Below are 25,018 nucleotides of genomic sequence, written 5' to 3'. Positions count from 1 at the left end.
TGGCATGGACGGTGGCGAGTAACCCTCACGGGGGACATCCGAGCGCTGTGACGTCGTTCGCCCGGCGAGCACCGGGAAAGGCGGCGCGGCAACCCGGTGCCGGAGAGCGCTCGAATCGGAGTACTTCGCCGGCACCACCTCGTCCGCCTCACTGGCCGCTGTCGTGGCACCCTGTCCTCGACAGCGAGGTCTACACCCTCGCCTGCCCGGCACGCTGCCACCAGGCCGCGGCCTGGCCCGGCACCCAGAGCTGAGATCAGGCCGGTCGGCCCCAGACGGCCTCGAGCATCGCAATCACGTCCCGCGTTTCCGCACGTCGTGTACCCGGATGACGTCGACGGCGGCCGACCACGCCGGGGCGACCAAGGCCAGCGAACCGGCCAGCCGGTTTTCGACGTCGCGGCCCGTAACCGCGCCGAGGAACGACTTGCCGCTGACGCCCAGCAGCACCGGCGCTCCCGGGCCACACAGCTCCGGCAGGCGCCGTAGCAGGCGCAGGTTGTCCTCGACGCCCTTGCCGAAGCCGGTACCCGGGTCGATCCACACCTCGGTCGAACCGCCGGACCGCGCTGACGCGGCGACGTCCAGCAGGTGAGCGCTCACCTCGGCAACAACGTCGCCGTACTCCGGCTGCACGCCCGCCCGCACCGGGACCGTCGTCGAGTGCATGCCCACGTAGCCGACACCGAGGCGCGCAGCGACCTGGTGCAGCGAGCACCTCCGGGTACATGGTCAGCACCGAACCGATGGCGACGCGTTGCTGCTGCCCGCCCGAGAGATGATCTCGGGTGTGGTGGATCGTTTGTCGTTGCGGTTGGTGCCGGATGAGCTGTGGCCCCTGACGGAGCCGTTGATCCCCGGGTTCGAGCCGCGACCGCAGGGTGGTGGGACGGCTCCGGTGGACGCTCGTGCGGTGTTCACGGCGATGTGTACGTGCTGAGCAGCGGGTGTGCGTGGCGGGATCTGCCGCCGTCGTTCGGTGCGCCGTTCCAGACCGCGCACCGCCGCTTCGGCCAGTGGACCGAAGCCGGGCTGTGGCGACAGTTGCATCACGTGCTGCTGGACGAGCTCGGCAGCCAAGGCCACTCGACTGGAGCCGCGCGATCCTGTCCGGCCGCTCCGGCCTGTCGCTTTCGGTCGCCATGTCCGCCGCGAACACGAACGACTCCTACGCGCTCAAACCGCTGGTGATGGCGATTCCGGCGATCCGGTCCCGCCGTGGGCCGCGACGGCGTAAGCCGGCCAAGCTGCACGCTGACAAGGCCTACGACCAGACCGACCTCGGCGCTGGGTCCGCGACCGTGGCATCAAGGTCCGGATCGCCCGTAAAGGCATCGAATCCAAGGATAAGCTCGGCAAGCACCGCTGGGTGATCGAACGAACCATGGCCTGGTTCACCGAATACCGGCGCCTGACCGTGCGCTACGAACGCAAAGCCGGCAACTTCCTCGCCTTCCTGATCCTCGGAGCCAGCCTCACTTGCTACGTGGTGGGCGGCGGTCAAGTCCCTGATGTGACGATAGAAGCAGACACCCTCCCACCCCGCGACCACCTTGCATCATCCGATGCCGTCAAGAGCCGCCCCAGCTCGCCGATATCGGCCCCACCGGAGTCTGGCGGGGGCCGGCGATCGGCCAGCAACAACACTGGTAACGCATCTGCGTCAATACTTCAAGACATTGGCGCGTCGGTAGCGCTTAACCACCAGCGTGCTCGCCGGCGTCGATCCCGTAGGGTTCGAACCCGTCCGAGCCGAACCCGTGCACAGCCGCGACGACGATCGCCACCGTGAACAACAGTCCGATGAGGACAGCGACGATCAGCAGCAACCTCCGTCGGCCAGGTGTGGATTCCGGGGCTCGGCCGAGCAGCACCGCGAGGTCCGCGGCGAGGTTACGACGGGCACCCGCGACGATCGGACGCCAGCCGTGCGCCACATCCGGTGAAGTGACGGGCAGATCCGCGGTCACGTCGGCGAGTTCGTGACGGAAGCGGATTTCCTCGATCCGCGCCAGGCGTTCCTCGACTTCGTCCATCGTCAAGCGACCTTCGCCCGCCGCCGCGTAGAGCGCGGCCCGGACCTGCTCACGTTCCGCATCCGAGCAGCGGATCCCGTCCGTGGTGTCCGCAGGCAGCGTCGAACCGACCGGATTCTCGCTCATCGTTTCCTCCTTTGTGGCGGAACAACCCTTGTTGTGAGATTAACCGCGGAAACCGTGCCCGGCCCGGTCGAACGTTAATGTTCGATGAGAGTTGGGCGGCCCCGTCCGGACCTCGACTACAGTTACGGTGTGTCATCGAGCTGAGTGAAGGGACGCGAGGGTGCACCTGGTGATCGTCGACGACGAAGCTGCCGTGCAGGACTCGCTGTCGCGGACGCTGCGGTTCGAGGGCTACACCGTCTCCGTCGCCGGGGACGGCGTGGCCGGGCTCGAGCTGATCCGCGCCAAGGCGCCCGACGGTGTCCTGCTCGACGTCACCATGCCGCTGCTCGGCGGCCTCGAGACCTGCCGGGTGCTGCGGGCCGAGGGCAACCCGGTGCCGATCCTCATGCTGACCGCGCGCACCGCGGTCACCGACCGGGTCGCCGGCCTCGACGCCGGGGCCGACGACTACCTGGCCAAGCCGTTCGCCCTGCAGGAGCTGCTCGCCCGCGTCCGCGCGCTGCTGCGCCGCACCGAGTACAACACCCCGACGCCCGCGGTCCCGTCGTCGACGGCGTTGCGGTTCACGGACGTCACCCTGGACCCGGCGACGCGGGAGGTGTTCCGCGGCGACCGGCCGGTACACCTGACCCGCACCGAGTTCGCGATGCTCGAGACCTTCCTGCGGCACCCCCGGATCGTGCTGACCCGCACCGCGATGTTCGAGCACGTCTGGGGCTACGACTTCGGGACCGCGTCCAACGGGCTCGACGTCTACGTCAGCTACCTGCGGCGCAAGCTCGAAGCCGACGGTGAGCCCCGGCTGCTGCACACGGTGCGCGGCGTCGGCTACGTCCTGCGCGAGGAGCCACTGTGAGAGAGCCACTGTGAAACGGGTCCGCTGGAAGACGCTCTCGCTGCGGGCCCGGCTCGGGGTGCTCGTCGCGGCGGCGGTGGCCGTCGCCGTCGTGCTGGTGTCGGCGATCTCCTGGAGCATCACCCGGGCGGATCTCTACGACCAGTTCGACGCCCGGCTGCAGTCCTACGCCCAGCTCGCCGCGAAGACGTCGTCGCCCGCCGAAGCCCTCTCGACGCTGACCTCCACCGCCAACCACGGCCCGGACTCCGGCCACGGCGGCGGCCTGACCGTGCAGTTCCTGTCCGCCACGGGCGAGATCACCGGCACGGCGGGCGCGAAGCCCGTCATCCCGGTACTGCCGCCCGACGCACCCGTCGCGGCCGGGGAACTCGACCGCACCTCCGACGTCCGCCGCATCGAAGGCGACCGGTTCCGGGTGTGGACGGCCCAGCGCGCCGGCGGCGGCGCGGTCCAGGTCGCCCAGGACTCCGAAGACGTCGAAGACACGTTGGCGCGGCTGGGGATCTGGCTGCTGGTGGTGTCCGTGGCCGGGGTGCTCGGGGCGACGCTGGTGGGCCGGGCGATCGCGCGGTCGGCGTTGCGGCCGGTCGACGACCTGACCGCGGCGGCCGAGAACGTCGCCCGGACCCAGGAGCTGTCGGCGGCCATCGACGTCGCCGCGTCCGGCGAGATCGGCCGGCTCTCGACCGCGTTCAACGCGATGCTCGGGGCGTTGAGCCGTTCCCGGGATGAGCAGCGGCGGCTGGTGGAGGACGCCGGTCACGAGCTGCGCACGCCGTTGACGAGCCTGCGCAACAACATCGAGCTGCTCATCCACGCCGAGGCGAACCCGCAGCGGCAGTTGCCGGCCGAGGATCGCTCCCGGTTGCTGGCCGATCTCGACACCCAGGCCGTGGAGCTGACCGCGTTGATCGGTGAACTGATCGAGCTGTCCACCGGGGAACGGCCGAGCGAGGCGGAGGAGCGCGTGGCGCTGGCCGACGTCGTCGGCTCGGCGGTCGAACGCGCTCGGTCGCGGTGGCCGGCGGTTTCCTTCGACGCCGAGCTGACCGGCGCCGACGTGCACGCCCGGCCTTCCGCCCTGGAGCGGGCCGTGCTGAACGTGCTCGACAACGCCGCGAAGTGGTCGCCGTCCGGTGGGACCGTCCGGGTGACGATGGCGGTGACGTCCCTCGCGGTCCGGGTTCGCGTCGATGACGAGGGCCCGGGGATCGCCGAAGCCGACCTCTCGCACGTGTTCGAGCGGTTCTACCGGGCGGACGCCGCCCGCGCGCTGCCCGGCTCGGGGCTGGGTCTGGCGATCGTCGAGCAGGTGCTGACGCAGCACGGCGGCCGTGCCGAGGCCGCGCGCGCCGACGGCGGGGGCGCCCGGTTCGATCTGGTGCTCCCCCTGGCCGCTTCTTAAGGAAACCGCGCGCGATCTTCATCGAACTCTCATGCGGGCCCAGCAGCTTTGAGGTGTGACTCCACGGTCCACGCTTTCGCCCACTCCGCTGGCGACCCTGACGCTGGTGATGGCGGCCGTCGCCCAGGCCATCATCGCCGGGCTGACCCTCGGCTTCGCCGGCCACGTCAGTCCCTGGCGCGACCCGGTCAGCGACTACGCCTGGCACCGCGGCGGCCGGCTCCTGTTCGCGGTGGCCGTCGTACTCCTGCTCGCGGCCGCCGCCGCGCTGGCGGTCGCCGCCCACCTCGCCGCGCTGCCCCGGACACCGCTCGTGAGCAGCCTGTTCCTGCTGTGGACGGCCGGGCTCCTCGTGGTCTTGCTGTTCCGCAGCAACCTCAGCACCGCGGACCCGACGGCGTCCGGGGAGATCCACCGCGCCGGCGGGGCCGTGCTGTTCGCCAGCCTCCCGCTGGCCGCGTGGACGCTGAGCACGCGGCTGCGGACCGACACCCGCTGGCTCGTCGCCGCGGCCACCCTCCGGCGCGGCGCGGTCGCGGGCGTCGTGACCGCGGCGGCGTTCGGGCTGGCGCAGCTCGTCGGCTGGCTCCCGGCCGGCCTGCTCGAACGCGTCGCGCTCCTGGCCGAGTTCCTGATCATCGCCACCATGGCGACCGCGCTGCGGCGGGCCGTCCGATGACCGCCCTGGCCGTCGCCTGCGCCCTGCTCGCCGCGGTCCTCTTCGCCGCGGCGGCTACCCGGCAGCACGACGAGGTCGCGGGCCTGGCGGTCGAGGGCACACCCCGGCTGCGCACCCTGGCCCGGCTGCTGCGGTCGCGCGGCTGGTGGACCGGGACGTCACTGGCGACCGGCGGGAGCCTGCTGCACGTCGTCGCCCTGTCCCTCGCTCCGCTTCCGGTGGTCCAGCCGCTGGGCGTGTTCAGCCTCGTCCTCACGGTCGTCTTCGCGCGCCGGGCCCGCGATCGCCGGGTCCTCGGTGCCGTGGGCCTGGTCCTGCTCGGCGTCGCGGGTTTCGTGGCGCTCGCGGCGTCCGCCACCACGGACCCGGTGGTCAGCTGGGGAACCGCCGAGTCGGTCGCGGTGGCCGGGTTCGCGGTGGCCGCGGTCGTCTGGTTCGCCCGCGCGAGCTGTGCCGTCCTCGCCGGGGCCGCGGCCCTCCTCTTCGGACTCGGCTCCGCGGTCGTGCACGCCGCCGTCACCCAGCCGCTCGCGGCGGCCCTCCTGCTCGGTGCCCAGGCCCTGCTCCTGCTGGGCGCCGGCGGGGTGGTCCTGCACCGCGCCTACGCCGCCGGGCCCACCGCCGTCGTCGTCGGGACCACGACCGTGCTCGACCCGCTGACCGCCGTCACCGTGGCCGCCGTGGCCTACGGCGAAGCACCCCATCTCACCGCGGCCACCGCGGTGCTCGCGGCCGCGGCCGCTCTCGTCGCTCTCGCCGGTGTGCGTGTGCTCGCCGGTGCCCTTCCGCGGAACCCGTCACCAGTCAAGGAGATCCCCGTGCCCTCGTCCGGCCTGCGCGTCCTGATCGGCGCCGACACCTTCCCGCCCAACGTCAACGGCGCGTCGTTCTTCGCCGAGCGGCTGGCCCGGGGCCTCGCGCGGCGGGGGCACGACGTCCACGTCGTGTGCCCGTCCACCGGCGGTCCCTCGCACACCGAAGAACGCGACGGCTACACCGTCCACCGGGTCCGGTCCCGGGCCATCCCGTTCCACACCGACTACCGGTTCTGCACACCGGGCGGCGCCCGCGCGGAAGTCGGGCCGTTGCTGGACCGGCTGCGCCCCGACGTCGTGCACGTCCAGGCCCACTTCGGCGTCGGCCGCGCGCTGCTCGAGGCGGCGGCCGAACGCGAGCTGCCCGGCATGGCCACGAACCACTTCATGCCGGACAACCTGCTCGGCTACACGCCGTTCCCGCGGCGGGTCAAGGATTCGATCGCCCGCTGGGCCTGGCGGGACCTGGTGCGCGTCTACCGCGACGCGCGGATCGTGACCACCCCGACGCCGCGGGCCGCCGAGGTCCTCGCCGGGATCGGTCTCGACCGCCCGGTCCAGGTCGTCTCCTGCGGGATCGACCTCGCCCACTACGCAGCCGGCGGCCGCCGCTCCGACGGGCCGATGTCGGTTCTCTTCGTCGGGCGCCTGGACGCCGAGAAGAACATCGACCAGCTGCTGCGCGCACTGGCTCCGCTGCCGCACGTGCGCGCGGACCTCGTCGGCGACGGCACCCGCCGGCGGGACCTCGAAACCCTCGCCGTGGACCTGGGCATCACCGACCGCGTGACCTTCCACGGCTTCGTGCCCGACGCCGAGCTCGTCCGCCGGTACGCCGAAGCCGACGTGTTCTGCATGCCCGGCACGGCCGAGCTGCAGAGCCTCGCCACGATGGAAGCGATGGCCGCCGGGCTGCCCGTCGTCGCGGCCGACGCGCTCGCCCTGCCGCACCTGGTCCACCACGGTGGCAACGGTTATCTGTTCGAGCCCGGCGCGATCACGACGATCTCGCGGTGGCTCGCCGAGCTGGCGGCCGATCCCGCGTCCCGCGCGCGGATGGGCGGGGCGTCCCGCGCCATCGTCGCCGGTCACGACATCGACCGCGCCCTGGACGCTTTCGAGGGCCAGTACCGGATCCTGCTCGGGCTGCCCGAAGCGGCCGTCGCAAGCGAACCGGCGGTTCCGCAGATCGCGTGATCAGGGGGCGGAGGGTAAGCGTTCGGCCAACGCCGGTTGCCGAGCGCTTACCGGCTCCGTGTGACAGTGCGGTGTCCGTGCCGCCGTGACATCGGAGAACCGCCATGCCCGAACGCAGTCCCCTGCAGGCGGGGAAGCTCTCCGACTTGGCCGATCGGGTGGCCGCCCAGCTGGGTCCGGCGATGCTGGCGGAGGACGCACCGGAGCCCGATCCGCTGGTCGTGGCCGCGTGGCACGCGATGAACGCCTTGCAGCGCGTCGCCGAGCTCCTGCCGGGCGGACAGCTCGCGGGGGAACCCGATACCCGCCTGCGCAGCTTGAACGACCTGGCCTCCCGCGGGGAGCACATCGTCCAGGCGGCCATGGAAAGCCTCATCGCCGAGGGCCACGACGCGCCCGTCGTCGAGCGGTCCGGCCCACCGGACACCGCGAAACTCGAGACCGCCACCCTCCACCTCACCTTCACCGGGGACCAGGCACTGTTGCTCGAACTTGAAGGCTGCGCTCAGCCCGGTGAGCCGGTGCGCCTGGCCGGCCGAAGCACGTCGGCCCTGCGGCAGCTGGACTCCCTCGCGCGGCAGGCCGTCACCGCGGCGGTGGCCGAAATCGCCCACGTCCTGGTCTCGGCGCTGTCGGAAACCCCGCGAATGTAGTACGTGTCGCGTAGTACGCAGCGTGTACTATTCGCGCCATGGCTCGCACGCTGCGGATCCTGCTCGTCGTGGCCCTGCTGATCGTCGTGGGGCTCGGCGCTTACGTCGGTTACGCCGCGATCCGGGCGGCGCAACCGGTCACTCTGCCCGCGCCGACCGGCCCCTACCCCGTCGGCCGCACCATCACCGAGTGGACCGACCACGCCCGCCTCGACCCGCTGGCACCGCAACCCGGTTCACCACGGCGGCTGTCGGTCTGGCTCTGGTACCCCGCCGCTCCGGCGGCCGAGGCCGGAACCGCTCCGTACGCGCCCGGAGCGTGGGCGGGACTCCATCTCGACGGCGCACTGGCGTGGAGCGAGACCGGCTTCGACGACGTCCACGTCCACGCGGTCGCCGACGTCCCGGTCGCGGCCGGCCGGTTCCCCGTCGTCGTGCTGGAACCGGGTCTGGGCTTCGCCGCGCCGCAGTACACCGCGATCGCGGAGAACCTCGCCTCCCACGGGTATCTGGTCGCGGGCGTCACCCCGACCTACAGCGCGAACCTGACCGTCCTCGACGGCACCGCCGTGCCGTCCGACGAAGCGGGCAACCCTTCGGCGTTCGACACCGCCGACCTGCACGCCGGGCAGGCGCAGGTCGCGGGTGACCGGCTGGTCGGCGTCTGGGCGGCCGACGCTCGCTTCGCCGCGGCGCAGGTCGCGGGACTTCAGGCTCGGGGCCGGTTCGCCGGTCACGTCGACACCGCCGCGACGGTCTACATCGGACATTCTTTCGGCGGGGCCGCGGCCCTCGAAGCCTGCCGGTCCGACCCGCACTGCGCCGGCGCCGCCGACCTGGACGGCACCCAGTACGGCGCCGTCGTCCACTCCGGACTCACCAAGCCGCTGCTGCTCATCGGCAGCCAGGACTCCTGTGTCACGGGAACCTGCGAGCCGAGCGCTCCGGGTGACCAGGCCGACCGGGACGCGGCCCGGTCGCTGGTGAACGCCGGCACCGGTCCCGTCTGGTGCTACCGGATCCGCGGGGCCGAGCACTTCGACTTCACCGACTACGGCGCCTACTACCTCGCCGCACCGGCCGGGTTCCTGCTCGCGCTCGGCCCCATCGACGGCGACGTCGCGCTCGCCATCGTCAACGCCCACCTCGGCGCGTTCGTCGACCACGCCGTCAGCGGACGCCCCGCCGCGCTGCTCGCCGCACCTTCGCCGTACGCGGAGGTCGAGGTGCAGCGCACGGCCCCCTGAGCCGGTCAGCTGTGGAGCACGCCGGTGCTCAGCAGGCCCAGCAGCGCGACTCCGACGATGACCCGGTAGACGACGAACGCCGTGAAGGTGTGGCCGGCCACGAACTTCAGCAGCCACGCGATGGCCCCGTACGCCACGGCGAACGACACCACGGTCCCGACGACCAGCGGTACGACGTCGATGCTGCCGCCCACGGCGTCCTTCAGCTCGTACAGCCCGGCGCCGGTCAACGCGGGGATCGACAGGAAGAACGACAACCGCGTCGCGGCGACCCGGTCGAGGCCGCGCAGCAGGCCCGTCGAGATCGTCGCGCCGGATCGCGAGAAGCCTGGGAAGAGCAGCGCCAGGATCTGCGACGAGCCCACGAGCATCGCGTCGGGCAGCGTGACGTCGGCTTCGGCGCGCCTGCCCGTGCCGAAGCGGTCCGCGAGCCACATGACCGCGCTGCCGCCGATCAGCGAAGCCGCGACGACCCACAGCGAGGCCAAAGGGCCCTTGACCAGCGACTGGAACAGCAGTCCGGCGACCACGATCGGAATGGTCGCGAGAATGACCCACCAGGAGAACTTGTAGTCGTGTTCCTGGCGGGCCTCGGCGTTGACGAGCCCGCGGCCCCACGCGCCGGCGAACCGGGCGATGTCGCGGAAGAAGTAGACGAGCACGGCGGCGATCGCGCCGACCTGGATCACCGCCGTGAAGCCGACGACAGACTGGTCGTCGACCGGAATGCCGAGCAGTCCTTCCGCGATCTTCAGGTGGCCCGTGGACGACACGGGCAGGAATTCGGTCAGCCCTTCCACGACGCCGAGGATCACGGACTGGCCGATGTCGATCACGCTCAAGGAGTTGTTCTTTCTGAGGAGGAGGGCGGACACCCGGGTCGTGGGGGGTCGGTCCGGATGTCCGCCCGGTCTGGTGCACGATCCGCAAAGGATCGCACGGGAAGCAGAGTGCCGGGCCTCAGCCTCGCCCGAGTTCGTGGTGGTCGAGCCCTTCGTCGCCGAATCCGTGCACCGCGGCCAGGACGAGCGCTGTGAAGATCAGGGCCACCGCGACCGCGGCGACGAACACCGCCCAGCGACGTCGCCGGCTCACGACCACCTGTCCTCGGCCGACGAGCGCCGTCGCGTCCGCGCTCAGCTGCCGTCGTGCGGTGGCCAGGATGGGCAGCCACCCGGCGGCCGCACCTGGTGGCCTTTCCGATCGGGGAAGGTCGGCGGCGACCGCGTCCAGCTCGTGCCGGAACCGCGCCGCGGCGACGAGCGCCAGGCGGTCGTCCAGTTCCTCGACCGTGATGCGCCCTTCCCCGGCGGCCTGGGCCAGCCGCGACCGGGTCTGTTCGCGTTCTCCGTCCGAGCAGCGGATCGCCCCGGGTGGGGCGCCCTCGCCCGCTGAGACGGGATCAGCCATCGCACGTCCTCGAGCTGGTGGTCCGGATTCGTTGCCTCACGCTATAAGGGCGGAAGTTTCCGGCGCGCTAGGGAAAGGTTAACGTCCGGCAAGAACAGTCACGTCCCCTGCGGAACCGGCTGCTCCAAGCGGTAGCCATAGCCCCGCACGGTGGTGATGACGGGCAGCGCGCCGGAGTCCGCCGCGGCGGCGGCCAGCTTGCGCCGGAGCGCGACGATGTGCACGTCCAGCGTCTTCGTCGAGCCGTGCCAGTGCGTGTCCCACACGTCCGCCATCAAGGTGACCCGGCTGATCGCCGCACCGGGCTCCTGTGCCAGCCGCAGAAGCAGGTCGAACTCCTTGGGGCGCAGGGAAACCTCGTCGTCCGCCAGTACCACGCGGCGGGCGGCGACCTGGACCACCAGCTCCCCCACCCGCAGCGGCATTGCGTTGGACGAATATCCTCGGCGCAGGTGCGCGTGCAGCCGCGCCAGCAGCTCCCGTAGCCGGATCGGCTTGGTCAGGTAGTCGTCGGCGCCGACCTCCAGCCCCACGACGACGTCCATCTCCTGCGTGCGGGCCGTGATCATGATGATCAGCGCGTTCGGCGTGATCACCCGCGCGCGCCGGCACACCTCGATCCCGTCGAGGTCCGGTAACCCCAGATCGAGCAGGACCACGTTGTACTCGTCGAGCTTCATCCGGCGCAGCGCGTCGCCCCCGGTGTGGGACCACATCACGTCGTAATCGTGCATCCGCAGGGCCGACTCGAGCAGGCTGCCGATGGTTTCGTCGTCTTCTACGAGCAGAACCGCGGCCATGGGGAAATGCTACCGGAATTCCGGGGGACCGATCTCCGGCCGGAGAATTTACCTCGTTGAGGTGAACGCTAACCGTGGGCTAACCTTTCCCTCGCCGAAACTTCGCGATCAGCGGATTGTCACGGCAGACTTGCGTCATGCGCAGACGGATCATTCTGCTTGCCGTCGCCGCCGCGCTCCTGGCGACCAGCCTTTTCGGGATCCCCCTCGCGGTCGGTGTCGCGAGCTACTTCACCCAGGACGAGCGCACCGAACTCGAGCGCACCGCCGACGCCGCGGCCCTGTCGATCGCCGGCGACGTGCTCACGCACCGGAGCCTGCCGGAGTTCCCGGGGTCCGAAGAGGACACCACCGGGCTCTACAGCCCGGCGGGTGTCCTCCTGACGGGCAGCGGCCCGGCGCAGGCCGATCCCGTCGTGTCACGCGCTCGCGGCGGCGCGGTGGCCACCGGCGAGGTCGGCTCGGAACTCGTCGTCGCCGTGCCGATCCTGCAGGACGACCGGATGAGCGGCATCGTGCGCGCGTCGACGCCCCGCACCGACGGCTACCAGAAGATCGCGCTCTCCTGGCTCGCCATGGCCGGGCTGGCGGCCGCCGCGGTCGCCCTGACGTGGCTGCTCGCCGCGCGGCTGGCGGCACGGGTCGCCGGCCCGCTCGAGCAGCTGTCCGCGGCCGCCGGGCGGCTCGGGGACGGCGACTTCGGCGTCCGCGCCCCGATCAGCGGCATCGGCGAGATCGACCAGCTGGGCGGCGCCCTGGACGGGGCGGCGGCGCGGATCGCCGACGCCTTGGACCGCCAGCGCGCCCTCGCGGCCGACGCGTCGCACCAGCTGCGCACCCCGCTGGCCGGCCTGCGTCTGCAGCTGGAGTCGGCCCTCGACCCGCCAGGACAGGACCTCGAAGCGGCCGTCGTGGCGGCGATCGCAACAGCGGACCGGCTGGAGACGACGATCGACGACCTGGTCACCCTCGCCGTCCGCCCGCCGGAGGACCGCGGGGTGATCGAGCCGGACGTGCTGCTGCGCGACGTCGTGGCCGGCTGGCGGAACCTGCTCGCCACCCAGGGACGGCAGCTGGTCATCTCCCCCGACGCCGACGGGCGTCCGAGAGCCGCCGAGGCGGCGGTGCGGCAGATCGTCGGCGTCCTGCTCGACAACGCCGTCATCCACGGCGTGGGGATGGTGACGATCACGACCCGCGACAGCGCCGACGCGTTCGCGATCGACGTCGCCGACGAGGGCCGTGGCACGAGCGACGGCCCGGACCTGTTCACCCGGGGCCACAGCGGCGCCGGGGGGACCGGGATCGGCTTGGCGCTGGCCCGGGACCTCGCCGAGGCCGAGGGCGGCCGGTTGTGGCTCAGCCGGCCCGCCCCCGATGACGTTCACCCTGTTGCTGCCCCCGGCGCCCGCAGCGCACCGGAGCGCGCCGTGATCGCGAAGAAGTCGCGCTGGTCAGCGGACAGGTAGCGATCCGGCGCGGTCGGCATGCTCGGGACCAGCGTCCGGGGCGCCGAACCCGCGACGTCGGGGCGGAACAGGTTGCAGCTCACCATCCCGCCGTGGATGTCCAGCTCCATCCCGCGGACGACGCCCGCCGCCGTCAGCGCGCTCGCCATGGCGGTCAGGGTGAGCTGGTTGCCGGCCACGTAGACCAGCCGGCCCTCCGCGTCGACCCCGACGCCCGAGCGCCAGGTGAACTGGAACTGGTTGCGTGCGCTCCCCCACTGCCCCGCCGGGTTCCCCGACAGCCCGGGGACCGGCTTGCCGCCGTCGACGATCAGCTCGAGGTTCTGGCGCACCGCGGCGACCTGCGGCGTCATCTGGGCGTCGCGGCCCCACAGCGCGACGGTCGCCACGCCGGACCGGTCGACGACCAGGGAGGCCATCCCGTTCTTCAGGGGCTTCCCGTACTGGCCGTCGGCGTAGAAGCCGCCGTCGGTGTCGCGGAACTTGAAGCCCGAGTTGAACGTCGCGAGCAGCGACGGGCGGAGCGCGTTCGGCACCTGAGCCTGCTCGGGCCAGCTGCCGCCCGGCTCCTGACCACCGGCCATCCGGGCTCCAGGGATCCACAAGCCTTCGCCGGGCAGGGCACCCGGGAGAGTCGTCAGCGCCGCGGGGGCGTTCGCCTGATCCCCGGCCGGCTCCGGGACCGGAACGGGCAGAGCGTCGGTGCTCGGCGCGCTGTTCGCCGGGGGATGTCCGGTGTAGTACCAGTTCTCGAGCGCGTTCACGACCGGGCCGGCGCCCATCTGCCGCGCCCAGTCCGCGCTCCAGGCGGTGAAGGTCGCCGCTCCGGGTGCGGTGAGCGCCTGAACGTAGGTGACGGCCGGGTAGATGATCAAAACCAGGAACACGACGAGCAACCGCCGCAGTCGTTTCTTACGGCGTTTCACCGGCGGACGAGGAAGGTTCGGAGTTCCGGTTCGGCTCGCTGCGTCGACCATATTTCACGGTAACGACGCCCGGGTTCGCCCCAGTGCAGCGAAGTGCTGATGAATGGCTAAGAGTCGCTGACCTCGTCGCGCTGTTTGCGGTTCCGGAGGAGTTCGAGGCCGAGCGGAATGAGCGACACGATCACGACGAGCGCGATGATCGGCAGCAGGTACTGGTCGATCCCGGGGATGCTGGACCCGAGGACGTAGCCGGCCAGCGTGATGCCGATCGACCAGAGCAGGCCGCCGAGGACCTGCCACACCGCGAAGGTGCGGGCGGGAACGGCGAGGATACCGGCGAGCGGGTTCAGGACGGTGCGGACCACCGGGATGAACCGCGCGAGGACGATGGCCTTGGCGTGACCGTAGCGGCCGAAAAGTTCTTCGGCCCTGGTCAATCCCCGATGCAGGTGCTGGTTGCGGGTCCGGGCCAGCAGGGCGCGGCCGCCGCGCCGCCCGATGAGGAATCCGGTCTGCGCGCCCAGGAGCGCGCCCGCGACGGACGCGATCAGCACCAGGGGCAGCGAAAGGTGCACAGCGGCCGTCGCACCGGTCGTGCAGAACAGGCCCGCGGTGAAGAGCAGGGAGTCGCCGGGCAGGAAGAACCCGATCAGCAGGCCGGTTTCGGCGAACAGGACGAGGAACACCCCGGCCGCGCCGAGGCTCGACAACCACGACGTCGCGCTCAACGGGTTCATCGGTCGGACCGCCTTCCGTCTTCGACACGTACGTAGTATTTCTACACCCATGTCGTATTAAGCGGCCACCAGCCCACCTCCGCTCAGGGCGCGGTCACGTCACCACTCAGGGCGCGTTCCCACAGCCGGGCACGGTGCTTGTCCAGCAGACGACAGCCGATCAGGTAGACCCCGCCCAGCACGGCGAGCGCGGCCGATTCCCACAGCACCCCACCGAGGACGGCGGTGATGAACACCTCGGAGCCGCTCAACGGCGGGGCGACCGTCGCCCGACCGGCGGGCACGGGGATGTCAGGCCGGAGACTCGCGTTCACCACGTGGCGCGCACGGGCGTCGGCGGCCGCCGACGCCGCGAGTCTGCCGTAGTCGACCACCGAGAGCACCCCGACGACCGCGGCCGACCCGGCCGCCAGCAGTCCCAGCAGGGCGATGACCCACGCCTCCAGCCGGTCCGGCATCCGGCCGGACCGGGAGACCATCGGCTTCAGCAGCCGCAGGCGCCTCGGCACCGCACTCGATCCCCGCACAACCCTCATGAATTCAGCGTGCGCCCCCGGCCAGAGCCGGGGCACGGCCGTTAACCGGGCCTTTGCCCGTCGCTGGCAGATGCTTACCCGGCACCGGGCCGCGAGCAGCGACGTCGAAGTATCATGTCCGCTTTGCCCGTTCCTAATGTTTGGCTAACACTTGGTCGGCGACTTGGATTTCAGGTCGCGCGACCACGTCCGCCCACGGCGGATCGGGTCGTCCAGGCCGGCGGACTGTCCTTCCCGTCGGGGCACACCTCCGACGCCGCCCTGGCCGCGGGCCTGATCGCCTGGCTCGTCGTACGCCGGTTCACCGGCCGCGTCACTGCGCGGGTGGTGTGGCCGATCGCCGCCGCGTATGCCCTGCTGATCGCCTGGACCCGCGTCTACCTCGGCGTCCACTGGCCCACCGATGTCCTGGGCAGCTTGGCGTTCGTCACGACCTGGCTGTCCGGCGCGCTCGTCCTGCAACGCCTCGACGAGCGTGAGACGAGTCATCGGGCCTGATTCAGGGCTTTCCCACCGCCGCGCCTGCTTTCGCCCACGTGGCGCGCAGGTCCGTCAGATAGGTCTGCACCTGCGCGCCGGGCTTCGTGCCGCGCGCGAATGCTTTCATATTGCCCGGCCCGGCGTTGTAGCCCAGCGCGAGCAGTTCGTCGGTCGTGTACTGGCCGCTGTGTTTCGCGGGCAGCTGAGCGGCCAGGTCGTGTAGATACCAGGCTTCGGCCTGAATGGCGAGGTCCGGGTCGTCGGGCAGTTCCTGCCAGTCGCGGCCGGCGAACGGCCGGCCGCGGCGGCTCTGCTCGTACGTCGCGCGGTGCATGTTCGCCACCCCGAACGCGGCGTCCAGCTTGAGGTTCTGCCAGGCGCGCTCGAGCTGCGGATCGTGCGGCTTGTAGTTCTCGTTGTAGAGGATGGCCAGCACCAGCTGCGGGTCGACGCCGGCTTCGCGGGCGCGCGCGATGACCTGCGGCGCGAACTTCGCCGGATCGGGGTTCACCGCGGCGTCCTGGGCCGATGTGTTCGTGACGGGCGCAACCGGGGTGGCCGACGTCGCGGGAGCGCTGGACCCGGGAGCTGCGGAGCAGCCCGCCAGCGCCAGCGCGCAAACGGCCGCGAGCACACGATACGGCCGCATGAGTCCTGCCTTCGTCGGGTGAACGCCACTGTACGGCGTACGGCCGGTCGAGCGCGTCGGCTCCGCACGACGCCCTCATGAATGTCCATAAAGGACTCACATCAGCGGGCCGCGACCGTGGTTCGTTCGCCGGTCCCGGTCAGCGGCCGCAGGGCTCCGTCCCGCAAGTAGTCCACGAGGGCCTTCATCGGACGTCGGAGCGGCAGGCCCAAGCACGCCACCAGCGCGCCGAGAACAGCTCCGGCAAACACGTCGTGCGGGTAGTGCGCGCCCAGGTACATGCGCGAAAACGCGACCAGCAGGGCCAGCCCGAGCGCGACCAGGCCGGTGCGGCGCGCGGCGAACAGCAGGGCGACGGCCGCGGCGACGGCGAGCGTGACGTGGTTGCTGGGGAACGAGTAGTCGGTGACGTAGTCGCAGGTCGCCACCGTCGGCACCGCCGGGTACCGGATGCACGGCCGCGGCTCCTGGACGAGGACCTTCACGAGGTTGCTCAGGCCGTAGGCCAGCGCGACGGCGAGCGGCACCCACAGCGCGGCGGCCATGCGAGCCGCGTCGCGGGGACGCATCCGCCACCACGTCACCACGGCGAGGAGGGCGAGCAGGACCAGGCCCACGTTGGTGTAGAGCGCCATGAACCCCTGCAACCACGGGGTTTCCCGGGCGAACCCCAGCACCGCGAGGTACCAGCTGCCATCGATTGCCCCGCCGTCCACGCGAGTGTCCCCTTCCGTCGTACATCTACAGTCTTCTAGAAATTCTACTTCAGTGTAGATGCAGTCGCCGCCTCTTCTTGCCACCCGTTAATCTACATGCATGTAGAACTTCGACATCGAGTCGAAGGAGGAGGCATGGCGCGCATCGTGATCGTTTCGGCCCGGTTCGGCGCCGGGCACGACCGGGCCGCGTACGCCCTGGCGGACCGGCTGAGCGCCCACGAGGTCGAGGTCCTCGACTTCCTGGACCTCCTGCCACCCGCGCTGGGCGGCCGGCTGTGCCGGCTGTACCGGCGCCAGTTGCAGACGGCTCCACGCAGCTGGGACTGGACGCTGCGTGCCCTGAACGGCCCCCGCGCCGCCGGGCTGGCGAGCCGCGCCGCCACGCTCGCCTGCGGCGGACTGCGCGAGGCGCTCGGCGACCGGACGGAACTGGCCGTCTCCACCTACCCGCTCGCGTCCCACGCGCTGGCGCACCTGCGCGGACGCGGCGAGCTGACCGCCCCGCTCGGGGTGTACCTGACCGACCCCGCCGTGCACCGCATCTGCGTCTCCGGCGCCGCCGACCTCCACATCGCGCCGAACCACCTCGCCCGGCAGCAGGCCCGCACCCTGGGTGCACGTGCGGCCGCGGTCGCGGCGCCGCTGGTCGCGCCTGCCTTCCGGCCCGCGACGCCACCCGAACGGCAGCAGGCCCGGCTGGCGTTCGGACTGCCCACGGAAGGGCGGCTCGCACTCGTCACCGCCGGCTCGTGGGGCGTCGGGCAGGTCCGCCGGACCGCCCACGACGTCGCCCGGTCCGGCATAGTGACCCCGGTGGTCGCCTGCGGCAGCAACACCGGCCTGCGCGACCGGCTGCGAGCCGAAGGCCTCGCGCACGCGTTCGGCTGGGTCGAGGACATGCCCGGCCTGATGCGGGCCGTCGACGTCGTCGTCCAGAACGCCGGCGGGCTGACCAGCTCGGAAGCCCTCGCGGCTCGGTTACCCGTGCTGACCTACCGCTGCCTGCCGGGCCACGGGCGCGCGAACGCCGCTGTACTCGACCGGCTCGGCCTCGCCCGCTGGATCCGCGACCCCGCCGAACTGCCCGCCGCGCTGGCATCGGACGACTGCCCGCCCGCCACGGCCCAGCCGGCCGAAGACCCGATCCCGCTGCTCGAGAAGCTCCTGGACCGCGCATGAAAGCAGCTATCGGGCTCGCGGGACTCGTGGCATTGGCCCACGCGGCACCCGCCGCGGCCTTCCTTCCCGGCCCCCGGCGCACCTTCCTGCCGCGGCTGGCCGGGATCGGCGTCCCCGGGCAGGTCGCCCTGACCTTCGACGACGGCCCGTCGCCGACGTCGACCCCGCAGTTCCTCAGCGCCCTCGATCGCCACGGCATCAAGGCGACGTTCTTCCTGCTCGGCGCCCAGGCCCTGCGCGCCCCGAAGCTGACCAGGGCCATCGCCGAGGCCGGGCACGAGATCGGCGTCCACGGCTGGGACCACCAGTGCCTGCTGCGCAAGCCCCCCGGCCGCACCCACCGGGAACTGCTCGGCGCCCGCGACCTCATCGAGACCCTCACCGGCGTCCGGCCCCGCTGGTTCCGGCCGCCCTACGGCGTCTTCAGCGGGGCGTCCCTGCTCTCGGCCCGGCGGCTGGGGCTCACCCCGGTGCTGTGGAGCACGTGGGGCTTCGACTGGACGGAAGGCTGCACCCCGGCGTCCATCCACCGCAAGGTCATGCGGAACCTCGGCGACCGCGGCACGATCCTGCTGCACGACAGCGACGTCACCACCGGCAACGGCGCCTGGCGAGCCACCCTGGGCGCGCTCCCGTCGATCATCGGCGACTCCCGCCGCCGCGGTCTCCACCTCGACCGGCTCAGTACGACACTTCTGTAGAATGCGGCCATGAGGATGCAGCGGGACGAAAGCGCACGGCGGGCTCCCGGCGCGCTGGAGGCGGAGGTCCTGGCGATCCTGTGGGAAGCCGACGGGCCCCTCGCCCCAGCGGAAGTCCAGGAGCGCCTCGACGGCGACCTCGCCTACACCACCGTCGTGACGATCCTCTCCCGCCTGCACGACAAGGGCGTCGCCGCCCGGGAAAAGCAGGGCCGGTCGTTCCGCTACCACGCCGTCGAAGACGAACCCGGCCTGGCCGCGCGGCGGATGACCAAGGTGCTCGACAACGAACCGGACCGCCGCAGCGTGCTCGCCCGCTTCGTCTCGAACCTGTCCAAATCGGACGAACGCGAGCTGCGCAAGCTCCTGGGCAAGCCCGGCACCGGGCGATGAGCCGTGGACCTCGACGTCTGGATCCCGCTGCTGCTGCCCTTGGTCGCGTGGCCCTTGGCGCGTCTCGTCGCTCCCCGGCTCGCACCCCGTGAGGCCGGCTGGCTGCTGACCGCCGGCTGCCTCGTGCTGGCCGCGGGCAGCACCATCACCCTGGCTCTGCAAGCATTCGCCGGTCTGACGCTCATCCCGGCGGTCGCGCGCGCCGGGCACTGGTCCCCCGAGGTGCTGCGCGGCCTGGACCCGATCAGCCTCCCGCTCTCGGCCGCCTGCGGGCTGCTGCTCCTCGTGCTCGCCGTCGCGTTCGCCCGCGCCACCATCGGTTACACACGCTGGATCCGCGACCTGACCCGGGAACTCGACGACCACAGCCGCGAACCGGGCGTGGTCATCCTGCCCGGCGCCGAGCCCGTGGCGTTCGCCGCACCCGGACGCGGCGGCCGGATCGCCATCTCCAGCGGCATGCTCAGCGCGCTCTCCCCGCGCGAACGCACCGCCCTGCTCGCCCACGAACGCGCCCACCTCCGCCTGCGCCACCACCACTTCCTCGTCGCCATTACCCTCGCCGGCACACTGAACCCGTTGCTGCGCCCGCTGTGCGCGGCCGCCCGGTTCGCCCTCGAGCGCTGGGCCGACGAGGCCGCCGCCGAGCACGTGGGCGACCGCACGGTGGTCGCCCACGCCGTCGCCAAGGCCGCCCTCGCCGGGCAGCCCCGGCCGACGTTCGCCCTCGCCGCCACCGGCGGGCCGGTCCCCCGCCGCGTCAAGGCACTGCTGACGGCCCAGCACCGCCGGCTCCCGGCCGCACTGCTCGCGGCCACGGTGGTCTTCGGCATCACCGCGTGGTCCGCCGAGACCGCGCTGGACTCCGTCACCGACCTGCACAGCACCATCGAATCGGCGCAGGCGGGGCACGGGTCCGGCTGACGTCCCGAAGTCCGGCAGTACGTTGCACGTACTACTTGACGCGTAGTAGCGTGCGGTCGGTCCACCGAAGGAGACGCGGATGCCGAACGACGCCCAGATCCTCGTGCTCTACGCCCTGACCGACGGGCCGCTGCACGGTTACGCCGTCAACACCGCGATCGGCGAGCTGACCGGCGAACGGCTGGGGCCGGGCAGCCTCTACGGCGCCCTCGCCCGGTTGGAGGCGAAGGGGCTGATCGAAGCTCTCGAAGGTGAAGGCCGCCAGCGTCCGGTGCGCATCACCGACCAGGGACGGACCGTCCTGGAGCGCGAACTGCTGGCCATGGCCAGGGTGGCCGACGCGGGACTCCGGCGGCTCGGCGTGCGGCCGGCATGACCGTCGCCCAGGGGCTGGTCCGGCTTTATCCGCGAGCGTTCCGGGACCGCTGGGGCACGGACCTGGCGGTGGAGGTCCGCACGAGCGGTCCGCGGTCGTGGCCGAACCTGCTCGCGGGCGTCGCCGACATGTGGCTGCACCCCGCCGCCTGGCCCGCACGCTCGGCCGCCCAGCGCCAGGCCCGGGTCGTCGCGATGGCGGTGATCGTGACGGGCATCGGCTGGTTCGCCGCACACCTGATGGTCGAGGGCACCCGCGGGCTTCCCCGGATGCTCGACGTCAGCGCGGTCGCGGTGGTCGCCGGTCTGCTGCTCGCCGTGCCGCGCCCGGCCCCGGCCACGCTGACGGCCATCGGGCGGCGGCTCTTGCGCCGGCTCGCCGGACCGGCCGTGCTGGGCGTCGCCGTCGTCGCCGTCGTCCACGAGACCGGCGGTTCCTTCGTCCCGCCGATCCGGCTCGCCGTGCTCGCGTGCTGGTGGGGTTCTTGGGGCTGGGCCGTGATCCAGATCGCCAGGACCATCGCCGGGGTGGGTTCCGACCCGGCCGTGCCCCCGCGGCGCTTCCGGTTCGGCGTCCGGGTCCTGGCCGCCGCGGCCGCGGCCACCGGTGCGACCCAGCTGGTCGCGGCGGTCACCGATCCGGCGCCCGGTCCGGCCGCGCTCGGCCTGTGCCTGCTCGCGGCACCACTGTTCCTCCGGCCCCCGGCCACCGCGGCCTGAAAGGTGAAGACGATGCGCGTCACCGCGCCCCTCTACGCCCTGTACGCGCGACGCCTGCGCAGGCAGCTCGACGGCACCGCCCTGCCGGGCCACGTCGGCCTGATCATGGACGGCAACCGGCGCTGGGCCCGGCAACAGGGCATGGCCAACCCCAGCCTCGGGCACTGGTACGGCGCCGAGCACGCCGAACGCGTGCTCTCCTGGTGCGAGTCTCTCGGCATCCGCTACGTCACGGTTTTCTTGTGCTCCACGGAAAACCTGACCAGCCGCGCCGACGGCGAGGTGGCGTTCCTCATGGACGTCGTCGAACGGCCCGCCACCGACCGGCTGGCCCGGCCGGGCGCCCGGTGGCGAGTCCACGTCGCGGGCGCCGTCGACCTGCTGCCGGCGTCCACGGCACGCGCCCTGAAACACGCCGCCGAAGCCACCAGGGATTGCCCGACCGGCGCCCACGTCACCCTGGCGATCGGCTACGGCGGCCGCCAGGAGATCGTCGACGGCCTCCGCGACCTCCTCACCGAGCGTGCCACCTCGGGCAGCACACTCACGGAGGTCGCGGAAACGCTGACCGTCGACGACGTCGCCGCCCACTTGTACGCGCCGGAGCACCCGGAACCCGACCTGATCATCCGCACGAGCGGCGAGCAGCGCCTGTCGAACTTCCTGCTCTGGCAAGGCGCCTACGCGGAACTGCACTTCTGCGACGCCTACTGGCCAGCCTTCCGAGACATCGACTTCCTCCGTGCCCTGCGCAGCTACGCGAGCCGGCAACGCCGGTTCGGCGCCTGACGCCGCGCCGGATTATCTTCGTCGGTACCGCGTCGCGGCCCGATTCTCTTCCCACCGTTGAAGGGAACGGGCCGAGACGACCGGTCCGCGGATGCGCCGCACTGACGGACGCGCTCAGCCAAGTCCAGGTCGATCGAGCAGTGGGCACGTGAGTCTGGAGTCGCAGACAAGGGCACCCTCGTTGACAACCGACCGGCATCTCTTCGGCCCCACGCCGGGCGAGGTTCGTCACACAATGCGCGTTGGGCGCGGCATGCCAGGCATCGTGGATCCACACACCACACGTGGGCCAGTTCGGGTCGTTCCATTGTCGTACTGCAACGAACCGACCGGGTAGCGCTGATCGGCCTGTTCGCCGCCGACAATGGCCTCGCTTGTTCCCGGAACACACATCACTGCGGCGAAAACGCATACCGCCGCAGTCGCGGATGTTCTCGTTTCATGACAGCCTTTCTGTATCACGCAGGGCGAGCCAGGTGCACAGTCCGGCCAGGGCCAGTTCCGGGACCGCGCAGACGAGGGCCTGGGTGAATCCGGTGCCGGGCCGGGCGGTGAGGACGTCGAACCAGGCGTCCATCCCCATGAGCGCCGCGACCGCCGAGGCCGACAGGCGGGCGCGGGCATCGCCCCGGTGATACCACCGCGCCGTCGTCGCGCAGCCGAGCGCCATGGCCAGGTCGAGTCCGATCCACACGGCAGGCCAGTGCCGCACCTGGGTCGTCTCGGGCAAGGTCCGGCCCAGCACGAACACCCACGGCACCATCCCCGCCGCCACCGCGCCCAGCACACCAGGCACCCACCTGGGCCGGGCACCCGGCGACGTCGCCGTGCATGGCAGCCAGGGCATCGTCTGAACGGTCATGAAATTCCTCCGCTGAACGTCGTGCTGCTGCTGCCGACGCCGGTGCGGGGCAGCCCTGCGGCAGAACTTTGCCGCCGGAACCGGCCGAGATCAGTAGCCCGTGGTTCCGACTTCGTGGTGGTACCTGCTACCGCACCGGTCCGGGTGGCTGCACGATGGTGGTGCCGGTCCCGGCTCGATTACCGTCGGATCATGGACACGGCGCCCCGGGCGGGAACGACGCATCGCCGGCTCTCGGGTTCGGCCTGCACCAGACCGACGTGAAGTTCGCCAGGGACATCGCCTCCAGCGGGGTGATCTTCACTGCTGACCGCGGTTCAGGTGAGCCTAGGTTCACCATGAGATCGGGTCCAGGTTTCATGGCACCGTGCTCCTGCGGTGCCCTAGCGTCGTGCCATGACGATTCCAGCCGGACTGAGACGCACGGTCCTCCGGGCGCGGCGGGACACCGGCTTTCTTGCCGCTGGTGTGCTGCCGCACCTGGCGCTGGTGCCCGTGTGGTCCTGGGCGGCGACGACTACCGCCAAGACGGGGAACTGGCTCCTCACGGTTTCCGTGTCGGCCGCCCTGGTCCTGCTCGGCACCCCGGTGCTGACGGCCGTTCAGCGGGCTCGCCACCGGGCACTCATCGGGGTGGACATCCCCCGGCTCACCCCCACCGCGCCGGAACAATGGACGTGGGCCTCGACCGCCCGGTGGCTCGCGGCTACACGACCTTGGCGCAAGATCTGTTACCACCTCCTGCTGGGCCCGCTGCTCGCGCTGCTGGAACTGCTGGTGCTCGCGGTAGCGGTGACGTGCCTGGCGGGCGTCACCGCCTACGCCTGGTCATGGGCGCTGCCGACCGGAATCCGCCACGACGGGTTCGGCTACGCGACCCAGCTACCGGCTTACACAGCGGCTGGGCTCCTCTTCCTGTGCGCCCTGCCCTGGACCGCGCGGGCAGTAGCCCGGGCCGAGGCGCGGCTGGCGTCGGGCCTGCTCGGGCCCAGCCGGACGCAGCGGCTCCAGGAGCGGGTCGATCAGCTGGCCGTGAGCCGGACCGACTTGATCGAGGCCGTCGACGCGGAGCGCCGCCGGATCGAGCGCGACCTGCACGACGGCACCCAGCAGCGGCTGGTGTCCCTCGCGGTCAACCTGGGTCTGGCCATGGCCACCCGCCCGGACCTGCCGAGTGATGCCCGCGAGGTGATCGCTAGAGCGCACCTGGAGGCGAAGGAGGCGATCGCCGAACTCAATGACCTGGTGCGGGGGCTGCACCCGGCCGTGCTCGACGACCGAGGTCTGGACGCGGCGTTGTCCGGGCTGGCTGCCCGCACGCCCGTGCCGGTGCGGTTGCGGGTCGATCTGGAGGAGCGGGTGGCGCCCAATGTGGAGTCGGTCGCGTACTTCGTGATCTCCGAGGCGTTGACCAATGCGACGAAGCACGCCAACGCGATGCGTGCGGAGGTGCTGGTCCGTCAGGTCGGCGAGGTGCTGCGCGTGCGCGTTACCGACGACGGGCTGGGCGGTGCCGACGCCGCCGGCACGGGACTGACCGGGCTGGCCAAGCGGGTCGGCTCCCTCGACGGGGCCTTCCACGTCAGCAGCCCCGTCGGCGGGCCCACCACCATCACCGCGGAGCTGCCGTGCGCGCGGTGATCGCCGAGGATTCGGTGTTGTTGCGGGTAGGCCTGATCAAGGTGCTGGAGATGGGCGGGTTCCAGGTCGCCGCGGAAGCCGGCGACGCGGAGGGGCTGTTGGCGGCGGTGGCGGAGCATCGGCCCGAACTCGCCTTGATCGACGTCCGGATGCCGCCCGGCTTCACCGACGAGGGAGTGCGGGCGGCGATGGAGATCCGTCGGCGCTGGCCGGGGACGCCGGTGGTGCTGCTTTCGCAGTACGTGGAGGAGCGGTACGCGGCTGACCTGCTGTCTGCGAACACCAGCGGTGTGGGCTACCTGCTCAAGCAGCGGGTTGCCGATGTCGCCGAGTTCGTGGCGGCGGTCCGGCGCGTGGCGGACGGGGGCACGGCCTTGGATCCGCAGGTCGTCGCCCAGTTGCTGCTGCGGCGCGACAGCGACCCGCTCGCGCGGCTGACCCCCCGCGAACGGGAGGTGCTCGGCCTGATGGCCGAGGGGCGCTCCAATGCCGGCATCGCGCAGGCGCTGGTGGTCAGCGAGAGCGCCGTGGCGAAGCACATCAACAACATCTTCGCCAAGCTTGACCTGCCCGTGGTCGACGCGGACCACCGCCGCGTCCTGGCCGTGCTGCGGTTCATCGGAGCGTCCCGGGCCTGACCTTCCCATCCGTGATCACGATCTACGGCTGATGATGCCTCGGGCAGGAT

28 protein-coding genes and 1 pseudogene are annotated in these 25,018 nt (G+C 71.7%); 18 read left to right on the top strand and 11 right to left on the bottom strand.

Annotation, left to right across the window (positions count from 1 at the left end):
* Window positions 1–294: 294 nt before the first annotated feature.
* Window positions 295–669, bottom strand: a complete 375-nt coding sequence (locus OG439_RS07390) for a dihydropteroate synthase (RefSeq protein ID WP_326948608.1) — start codon at window positions 667–669, stop codon at window positions 295–297.
* A 121-nt stretch (window positions 670–790) separates the two neighbouring features.
* Here OG439_RS07390 and OG439_RS07385 point away from each other — a divergent pair.
* A pseudogene (locus OG439_RS07385) lies at window positions 791–1,486 on the top strand (transposase); the annotation flags it as partial.
* A gap of 211 nt (window positions 1,487–1,697) precedes the next feature.
* On the opposite strand, the gene OG439_RS07380 reads toward OG439_RS07385, so the two are convergent.
* Window positions 1,698–2,162 (bottom strand): DUF1707 SHOCT-like domain-containing protein, encoded by a 465-nt coding sequence (locus tag OG439_RS07380; RefSeq protein WP_326948607.1) that lies wholly within the window; start codon window positions 2,160–2,162, stop codon window positions 1,698–1,700.
* Window positions 2,163–2,322: 160 nt separating this feature from the next.
* On the opposite strand from OG439_RS07380, the gene OG439_RS07375 reads away from it, so the two are divergent.
* The 6 genes from OG439_RS07375 (at window position 2,323) to OG439_RS07350 (ending at window position 9,020) form a co-directional block, all read left to right on the top strand.
* Window positions 2,323–3,021, top strand: coding sequence for a response regulator transcription factor (locus OG439_RS07375; protein WP_326948606.1), 699 nt, complete (start codon window positions 2,323–2,325; stop codon window positions 3,019–3,021).
* 10 nt (window positions 3,022–3,031) lie between these two features.
* Window positions 3,032–4,429, top strand: a complete 1,398-nt coding sequence (locus OG439_RS07370) for a HAMP domain-containing sensor histidine kinase (protein WP_326948605.1) — start codon at window positions 3,032–3,034, stop codon at window positions 4,427–4,429.
* A 55-nt stretch (window positions 4,430–4,484) separates the two neighbouring features.
* Complete coding sequence (locus OG439_RS07365) at window positions 4,485–5,108, top strand: DUF998 domain-containing protein (RefSeq protein WP_326948604.1); 624 nt, start codon at window positions 4,485–4,487, stop codon at window positions 5,106–5,108.
* A complete protein-coding gene (locus tag OG439_RS07360) occupies window positions 5,105–7,120 on the top strand; it encodes a glycosyltransferase family 4 protein (protein WP_326948603.1) in 2,016 nt (671 codons plus the stop codon). The genes OG439_RS07365 and OG439_RS07360 overlap by 4 nt, the downstream gene beginning before the upstream one ends.
* A gap of 104 nt (window positions 7,121–7,224) precedes the next feature.
* Complete coding sequence (locus tag OG439_RS07355) at window positions 7,225–7,773, top strand: hypothetical protein (protein WP_326948602.1); 549 nt, start codon at window positions 7,225–7,227, stop codon at window positions 7,771–7,773.
* Window positions 7,774–7,811: 38 nt separating this feature from the next.
* On the top strand, window positions 7,812–9,020 hold the full coding sequence (locus tag OG439_RS07350; protein WP_326948601.1) for an alpha/beta hydrolase: 1,209 nt from the start codon (window positions 7,812–7,814) through the stop codon (window positions 9,018–9,020).
* A 5-nt stretch (window positions 9,021–9,025) separates the two neighbouring features.
* Here OG439_RS07350 and OG439_RS07345 read toward each other — a convergent pair whose 3' ends face one another.
* The 3 genes from OG439_RS07345 to OG439_RS07335 all read right to left on the bottom strand — a co-directional run bounded on the left by OG439_RS07345 (window position 9,026) and on the right by OG439_RS07335 (window position 11,230).
* The gene (locus OG439_RS07345; RefSeq protein ID WP_326951503.1) at window positions 9,026–9,856 is read right to left on the bottom strand and encodes an undecaprenyl-diphosphate phosphatase; all 831 of its coding nucleotides are present in this window, start codon (window positions 9,854–9,856) and stop codon (window positions 9,026–9,028) included.
* A 124-nt stretch (window positions 9,857–9,980) separates the two neighbouring features.
* A complete protein-coding gene (locus tag OG439_RS07340; RefSeq protein ID WP_326948600.1) occupies window positions 9,981–10,430 on the bottom strand; it encodes a DUF1707 SHOCT-like domain-containing protein in 450 nt (149 codons plus the stop codon).
* A gap of 98 nt (window positions 10,431–10,528) precedes the next feature.
* The gene (locus OG439_RS07335) at window positions 10,529–11,230 is read right to left on the bottom strand and encodes a response regulator transcription factor (protein WP_326948599.1); all 702 of its coding nucleotides are present in this window, start codon (window positions 11,228–11,230) and stop codon (window positions 10,529–10,531) included.
* A 137-nt stretch (window positions 11,231–11,367) separates the two neighbouring features.
* Here OG439_RS07335 and OG439_RS07330 point away from each other — a divergent pair, with 137 nt between their 5' ends.
* Window positions 11,368–12,699, top strand: coding sequence for a sensor histidine kinase (locus OG439_RS07330; RefSeq protein WP_326948598.1), 1,332 nt, complete (start codon window positions 11,368–11,370; stop codon window positions 12,697–12,699).
* Here the strand turns inward: OG439_RS07330 and OG439_RS07325 are convergent.
* From OG439_RS07325 to OG439_RS07315, 3 genes are all read right to left on the bottom strand, one after another.
* Window positions 12,615–13,625, bottom strand: coding sequence for a phosphodiester glycosidase family protein (locus OG439_RS07325; protein WP_326948597.1), 1,011 nt, complete (start codon window positions 13,623–13,625; stop codon window positions 12,615–12,617). The two genes, OG439_RS07330 and OG439_RS07325, sit on opposite strands and share 85 nt — an antisense overlap.
* A 107-nt stretch (window positions 13,626–13,732) precedes the next feature.
* On the bottom strand, window positions 13,733–14,362 hold the full coding sequence (locus OG439_RS07320; RefSeq protein ID WP_326948596.1) for a DedA family protein: 630 nt from the start codon (window positions 14,360–14,362) through the stop codon (window positions 13,733–13,735).
* 83 nt (window positions 14,363–14,445) lie between these two features.
* Window positions 14,446–14,898 (bottom strand): hypothetical protein, encoded by a 453-nt coding sequence (locus OG439_RS07315; protein WP_326948595.1) that lies wholly within the window; start codon window positions 14,896–14,898, stop codon window positions 14,446–14,448.
* Between the two features lie 114 nt (window positions 14,899–15,012).
* Between OG439_RS07315 and OG439_RS07310 the strand changes: the two genes are divergently transcribed.
* Window positions 15,013–15,396, top strand: coding sequence for a phosphatase PAP2 family protein (locus OG439_RS07310; RefSeq protein WP_326948594.1), 384 nt, complete (start codon window positions 15,013–15,015; stop codon window positions 15,394–15,396).
* A gap of 1 nt (window position 15,397) precedes the next feature.
* Here the strand turns inward: OG439_RS07310 and OG439_RS07305 are convergent, their stop codons facing one another.
* A complete protein-coding gene (locus tag OG439_RS07305; RefSeq protein WP_326948593.1) occupies window positions 15,398–16,027 on the bottom strand; it encodes a transglycosylase SLT domain-containing protein in 630 nt (209 codons plus the stop codon).
* Between the two features lie 101 nt (window positions 16,028–16,128).
* Entirely contained in the window at window positions 16,129–16,743 is a 615-nt protein-coding gene (locus OG439_RS07300; protein WP_326948592.1) for a phosphatase PAP2 family protein, read from the bottom strand.
* Window positions 16,744–16,878: 135 nt separating this feature from the next.
* On the opposite strand from OG439_RS07300, the gene OG439_RS07295 reads away from it, so the two are divergent.
* The 7 genes from OG439_RS07295 (at window position 16,879) to uppS (ending at window position 21,827) form a co-directional block, all read left to right on the top strand.
* The gene (locus OG439_RS07295) at window positions 16,879–17,925 is read left to right on the top strand and encodes a hypothetical protein (protein ID WP_326948591.1); all 1,047 of its coding nucleotides are present in this window, start codon (window positions 16,879–16,881) and stop codon (window positions 17,923–17,925) included.
* Complete coding sequence (locus tag OG439_RS07290) at window positions 17,922–18,626, top strand: polysaccharide deacetylase family protein (RefSeq protein WP_326948590.1); 705 nt, start codon at window positions 17,922–17,924, stop codon at window positions 18,624–18,626. Before OG439_RS07295 ends, OG439_RS07290 begins: the two co-directional genes overlap by 4 nt.
* 9 nt (window positions 18,627–18,635) lie before the next feature.
* Window positions 18,636–19,019 (top strand): BlaI/MecI/CopY family transcriptional regulator, encoded by a 384-nt coding sequence (locus OG439_RS07285; RefSeq protein WP_326948589.1) that lies wholly within the window; start codon window positions 18,636–18,638, stop codon window positions 19,017–19,019.
* A 3-nt stretch (window positions 19,020–19,022) separates the two neighbouring features.
* Window positions 19,023–19,943, top strand: a complete 921-nt coding sequence (locus tag OG439_RS07280) for a M56 family metallopeptidase (protein ID WP_326948588.1) — start codon at window positions 19,023–19,025, stop codon at window positions 19,941–19,943.
* 79 nt (window positions 19,944–20,022) lie between these two features.
* Window positions 20,023–20,319, top strand: a complete 297-nt coding sequence (locus OG439_RS07275) for a PadR family transcriptional regulator (RefSeq protein ID WP_326948587.1) — start codon at window positions 20,023–20,025, stop codon at window positions 20,317–20,319.
* Window positions 20,316–21,038 carry a hypothetical protein gene (locus tag OG439_RS07270; RefSeq protein ID WP_326948586.1) on the top strand — a complete coding sequence of 241 codons (723 nt, stop codon included), beginning with the start codon at window positions 20,316–20,318 and terminating at the stop codon, window positions 21,036–21,038. The genes OG439_RS07275 and OG439_RS07270 overlap by 4 nt, the downstream gene beginning before the upstream one ends.
* Window positions 21,039–21,050: 12 nt before the next feature.
* Window positions 21,051–21,827 carry a polyprenyl diphosphate synthase gene (gene uppS, locus OG439_RS07265; protein WP_326948585.1) on the top strand — a complete coding sequence of 259 codons (777 nt, stop codon included), beginning with the start codon at window positions 21,051–21,053 and terminating at the stop codon, window positions 21,825–21,827.
* A gap of 439 nt (window positions 21,828–22,266) precedes the next feature.
* Here uppS and OG439_RS07260 read toward each other — a convergent pair whose 3' ends face one another.
* Window positions 22,267–22,689: a hypothetical protein gene (locus OG439_RS07260; protein WP_326948584.1), complete on the bottom strand. Its 423-nt coding sequence runs from the start codon at window positions 22,687–22,689 to the stop codon at window positions 22,267–22,269.
* 396 nt (window positions 22,690–23,085) lie between these two features.
* Between OG439_RS07260 and OG439_RS07255 the strand changes: the two genes are divergently transcribed.
* Together OG439_RS07255 and OG439_RS07250 are read left to right on the top strand one after the other, a co-directional pair.
* Window positions 23,086–24,330: a sensor histidine kinase gene (locus OG439_RS07255; protein ID WP_326948583.1), complete on the top strand. Its 1,245-nt coding sequence runs from the start codon at window positions 23,086–23,088 to the stop codon at window positions 24,328–24,330.
* Window positions 24,318–24,968 carry a response regulator transcription factor gene (locus OG439_RS07250; protein WP_326948582.1) on the top strand — a complete coding sequence of 217 codons (651 nt, stop codon included), beginning with the start codon at window positions 24,318–24,320 and terminating at the stop codon, window positions 24,966–24,968. The genes OG439_RS07255 and OG439_RS07250 overlap by 13 nt, the downstream gene beginning before the upstream one ends.
* Window positions 24,969–25,018 lie beyond the last annotated feature (50 nt).

Origin of the sequence: Amycolatopsis sp. NBC_01307, assembly GCF_035975215.1 — a bacterium.
Taxonomy (GTDB): Bacteria; Actinomycetota; Actinomycetes; order Mycobacteriales; family Pseudonocardiaceae; genus Amycolatopsis.
The sequence above is the reverse complement of the archived record's forward strand: the minus strand, read 5'-3'. Positions and strand labels throughout refer to the sequence as shown.

What these genes read in the sequence shown, in the direction of transcription:
- OG439_RS07390 (WP_326948608.1), bottom strand. Translation starts at nt 669, where the DNA reads ATGCACTCGACGACGGTCCCGGTGCGGGCGGGCGTGCAGCCGGAGTAC.
- OG439_RS07380 (WP_326948607.1), bottom strand. Translation starts at nt 2,162, where the DNA reads ATGAGCGAGAATCCGGTCGGTTCGACGCTGCCTGCGGACACCACGGAC.
- OG439_RS07360 (WP_326948603.1), top strand. Translation starts at nt 5,105, where the DNA reads ATGACCGCCCTGGCCGTCGCCTGCGCCCTGCTCGCCGCGGTCCTCTTC.
- OG439_RS07355 (WP_326948602.1), top strand. Translation starts at nt 7,225, where the DNA reads ATGCCCGAACGCAGTCCCCTGCAGGCGGGGAAGCTCTCCGACTTGGCC.
- OG439_RS07350 (WP_326948601.1), top strand. Translation starts at nt 7,812, where the DNA reads ATGGCTCGCACGCTGCGGATCCTGCTCGTCGTGGCCCTGCTGATCGTC.
- OG439_RS07340 (WP_326948600.1), bottom strand. Translation starts at nt 10,430, where the DNA reads ATGGCTGATCCCGTCTCAGCGGGCGAGGGCGCCCCACCCGGGGCGATC.
- OG439_RS07335 (WP_326948599.1), bottom strand. Translation starts at nt 11,230, where the DNA reads ATGGCCGCGGTTCTGCTCGTAGAAGACGACGAAACCATCGGCAGCCTG.
- OG439_RS07330 (WP_326948598.1), top strand. Translation starts at nt 11,368, where the DNA reads ATGCGCAGACGGATCATTCTGCTTGCCGTCGCCGCCGCGCTCCTGGCG.
- OG439_RS07320 (WP_326948596.1), bottom strand. Translation starts at nt 14,362, where the DNA reads ATGAACCCGTTGAGCGCGACGTCGTGGTTGTCGAGCCTCGGCGCGGCC.
- OG439_RS07315 (WP_326948595.1), bottom strand. Translation starts at nt 14,898, where the DNA reads ATGAGGGTTGTGCGGGGATCGAGTGCGGTGCCGAGGCGCCTGCGGCTG.
- OG439_RS07310 (WP_326948594.1), top strand. Translation starts at nt 15,013, where the DNA reads ATGTCCGCTTTGCCCGTTCCTAATGTTTGGCTAACACTTGGTCGGCGA.
- OG439_RS07305 (WP_326948593.1), bottom strand. Translation starts at nt 16,027, where the DNA reads ATGCGGCCGTATCGTGTGCTCGCGGCCGTTTGCGCGCTGGCGCTGGCG.
- OG439_RS07295 (WP_326948591.1), top strand. Translation starts at nt 16,879, where the DNA reads ATGGCGCGCATCGTGATCGTTTCGGCCCGGTTCGGCGCCGGGCACGAC.
- OG439_RS07290 (WP_326948590.1), top strand. Translation starts at nt 17,922, where the DNA reads ATGAAAGCAGCTATCGGGCTCGCGGGACTCGTGGCATTGGCCCACGCG.
- OG439_RS07285 (WP_326948589.1), top strand. Translation starts at nt 18,636, where the DNA reads ATGAGGATGCAGCGGGACGAAAGCGCACGGCGGGCTCCCGGCGCGCTG.
- OG439_RS07275 (WP_326948587.1), top strand. Translation starts at nt 20,023, where the DNA reads ATGCCGAACGACGCCCAGATCCTCGTGCTCTACGCCCTGACCGACGGG.
- OG439_RS07270 (WP_326948586.1), top strand. Translation starts at nt 20,316, where the DNA reads ATGACCGTCGCCCAGGGGCTGGTCCGGCTTTATCCGCGAGCGTTCCGG.
- uppS (WP_326948585.1), top strand. Translation starts at nt 21,051, where the DNA reads ATGCGCGTCACCGCGCCCCTCTACGCCCTGTACGCGCGACGCCTGCGC.
- OG439_RS07260 (WP_326948584.1), bottom strand. Translation starts at nt 22,689, where the DNA reads ATGACCGTTCAGACGATGCCCTGGCTGCCATGCACGGCGACGTCGCCG.
- OG439_RS07255 (WP_326948583.1), top strand. Translation starts at nt 23,086, where the DNA reads ATGACGATTCCAGCCGGACTGAGACGCACGGTCCTCCGGGCGCGGCGG.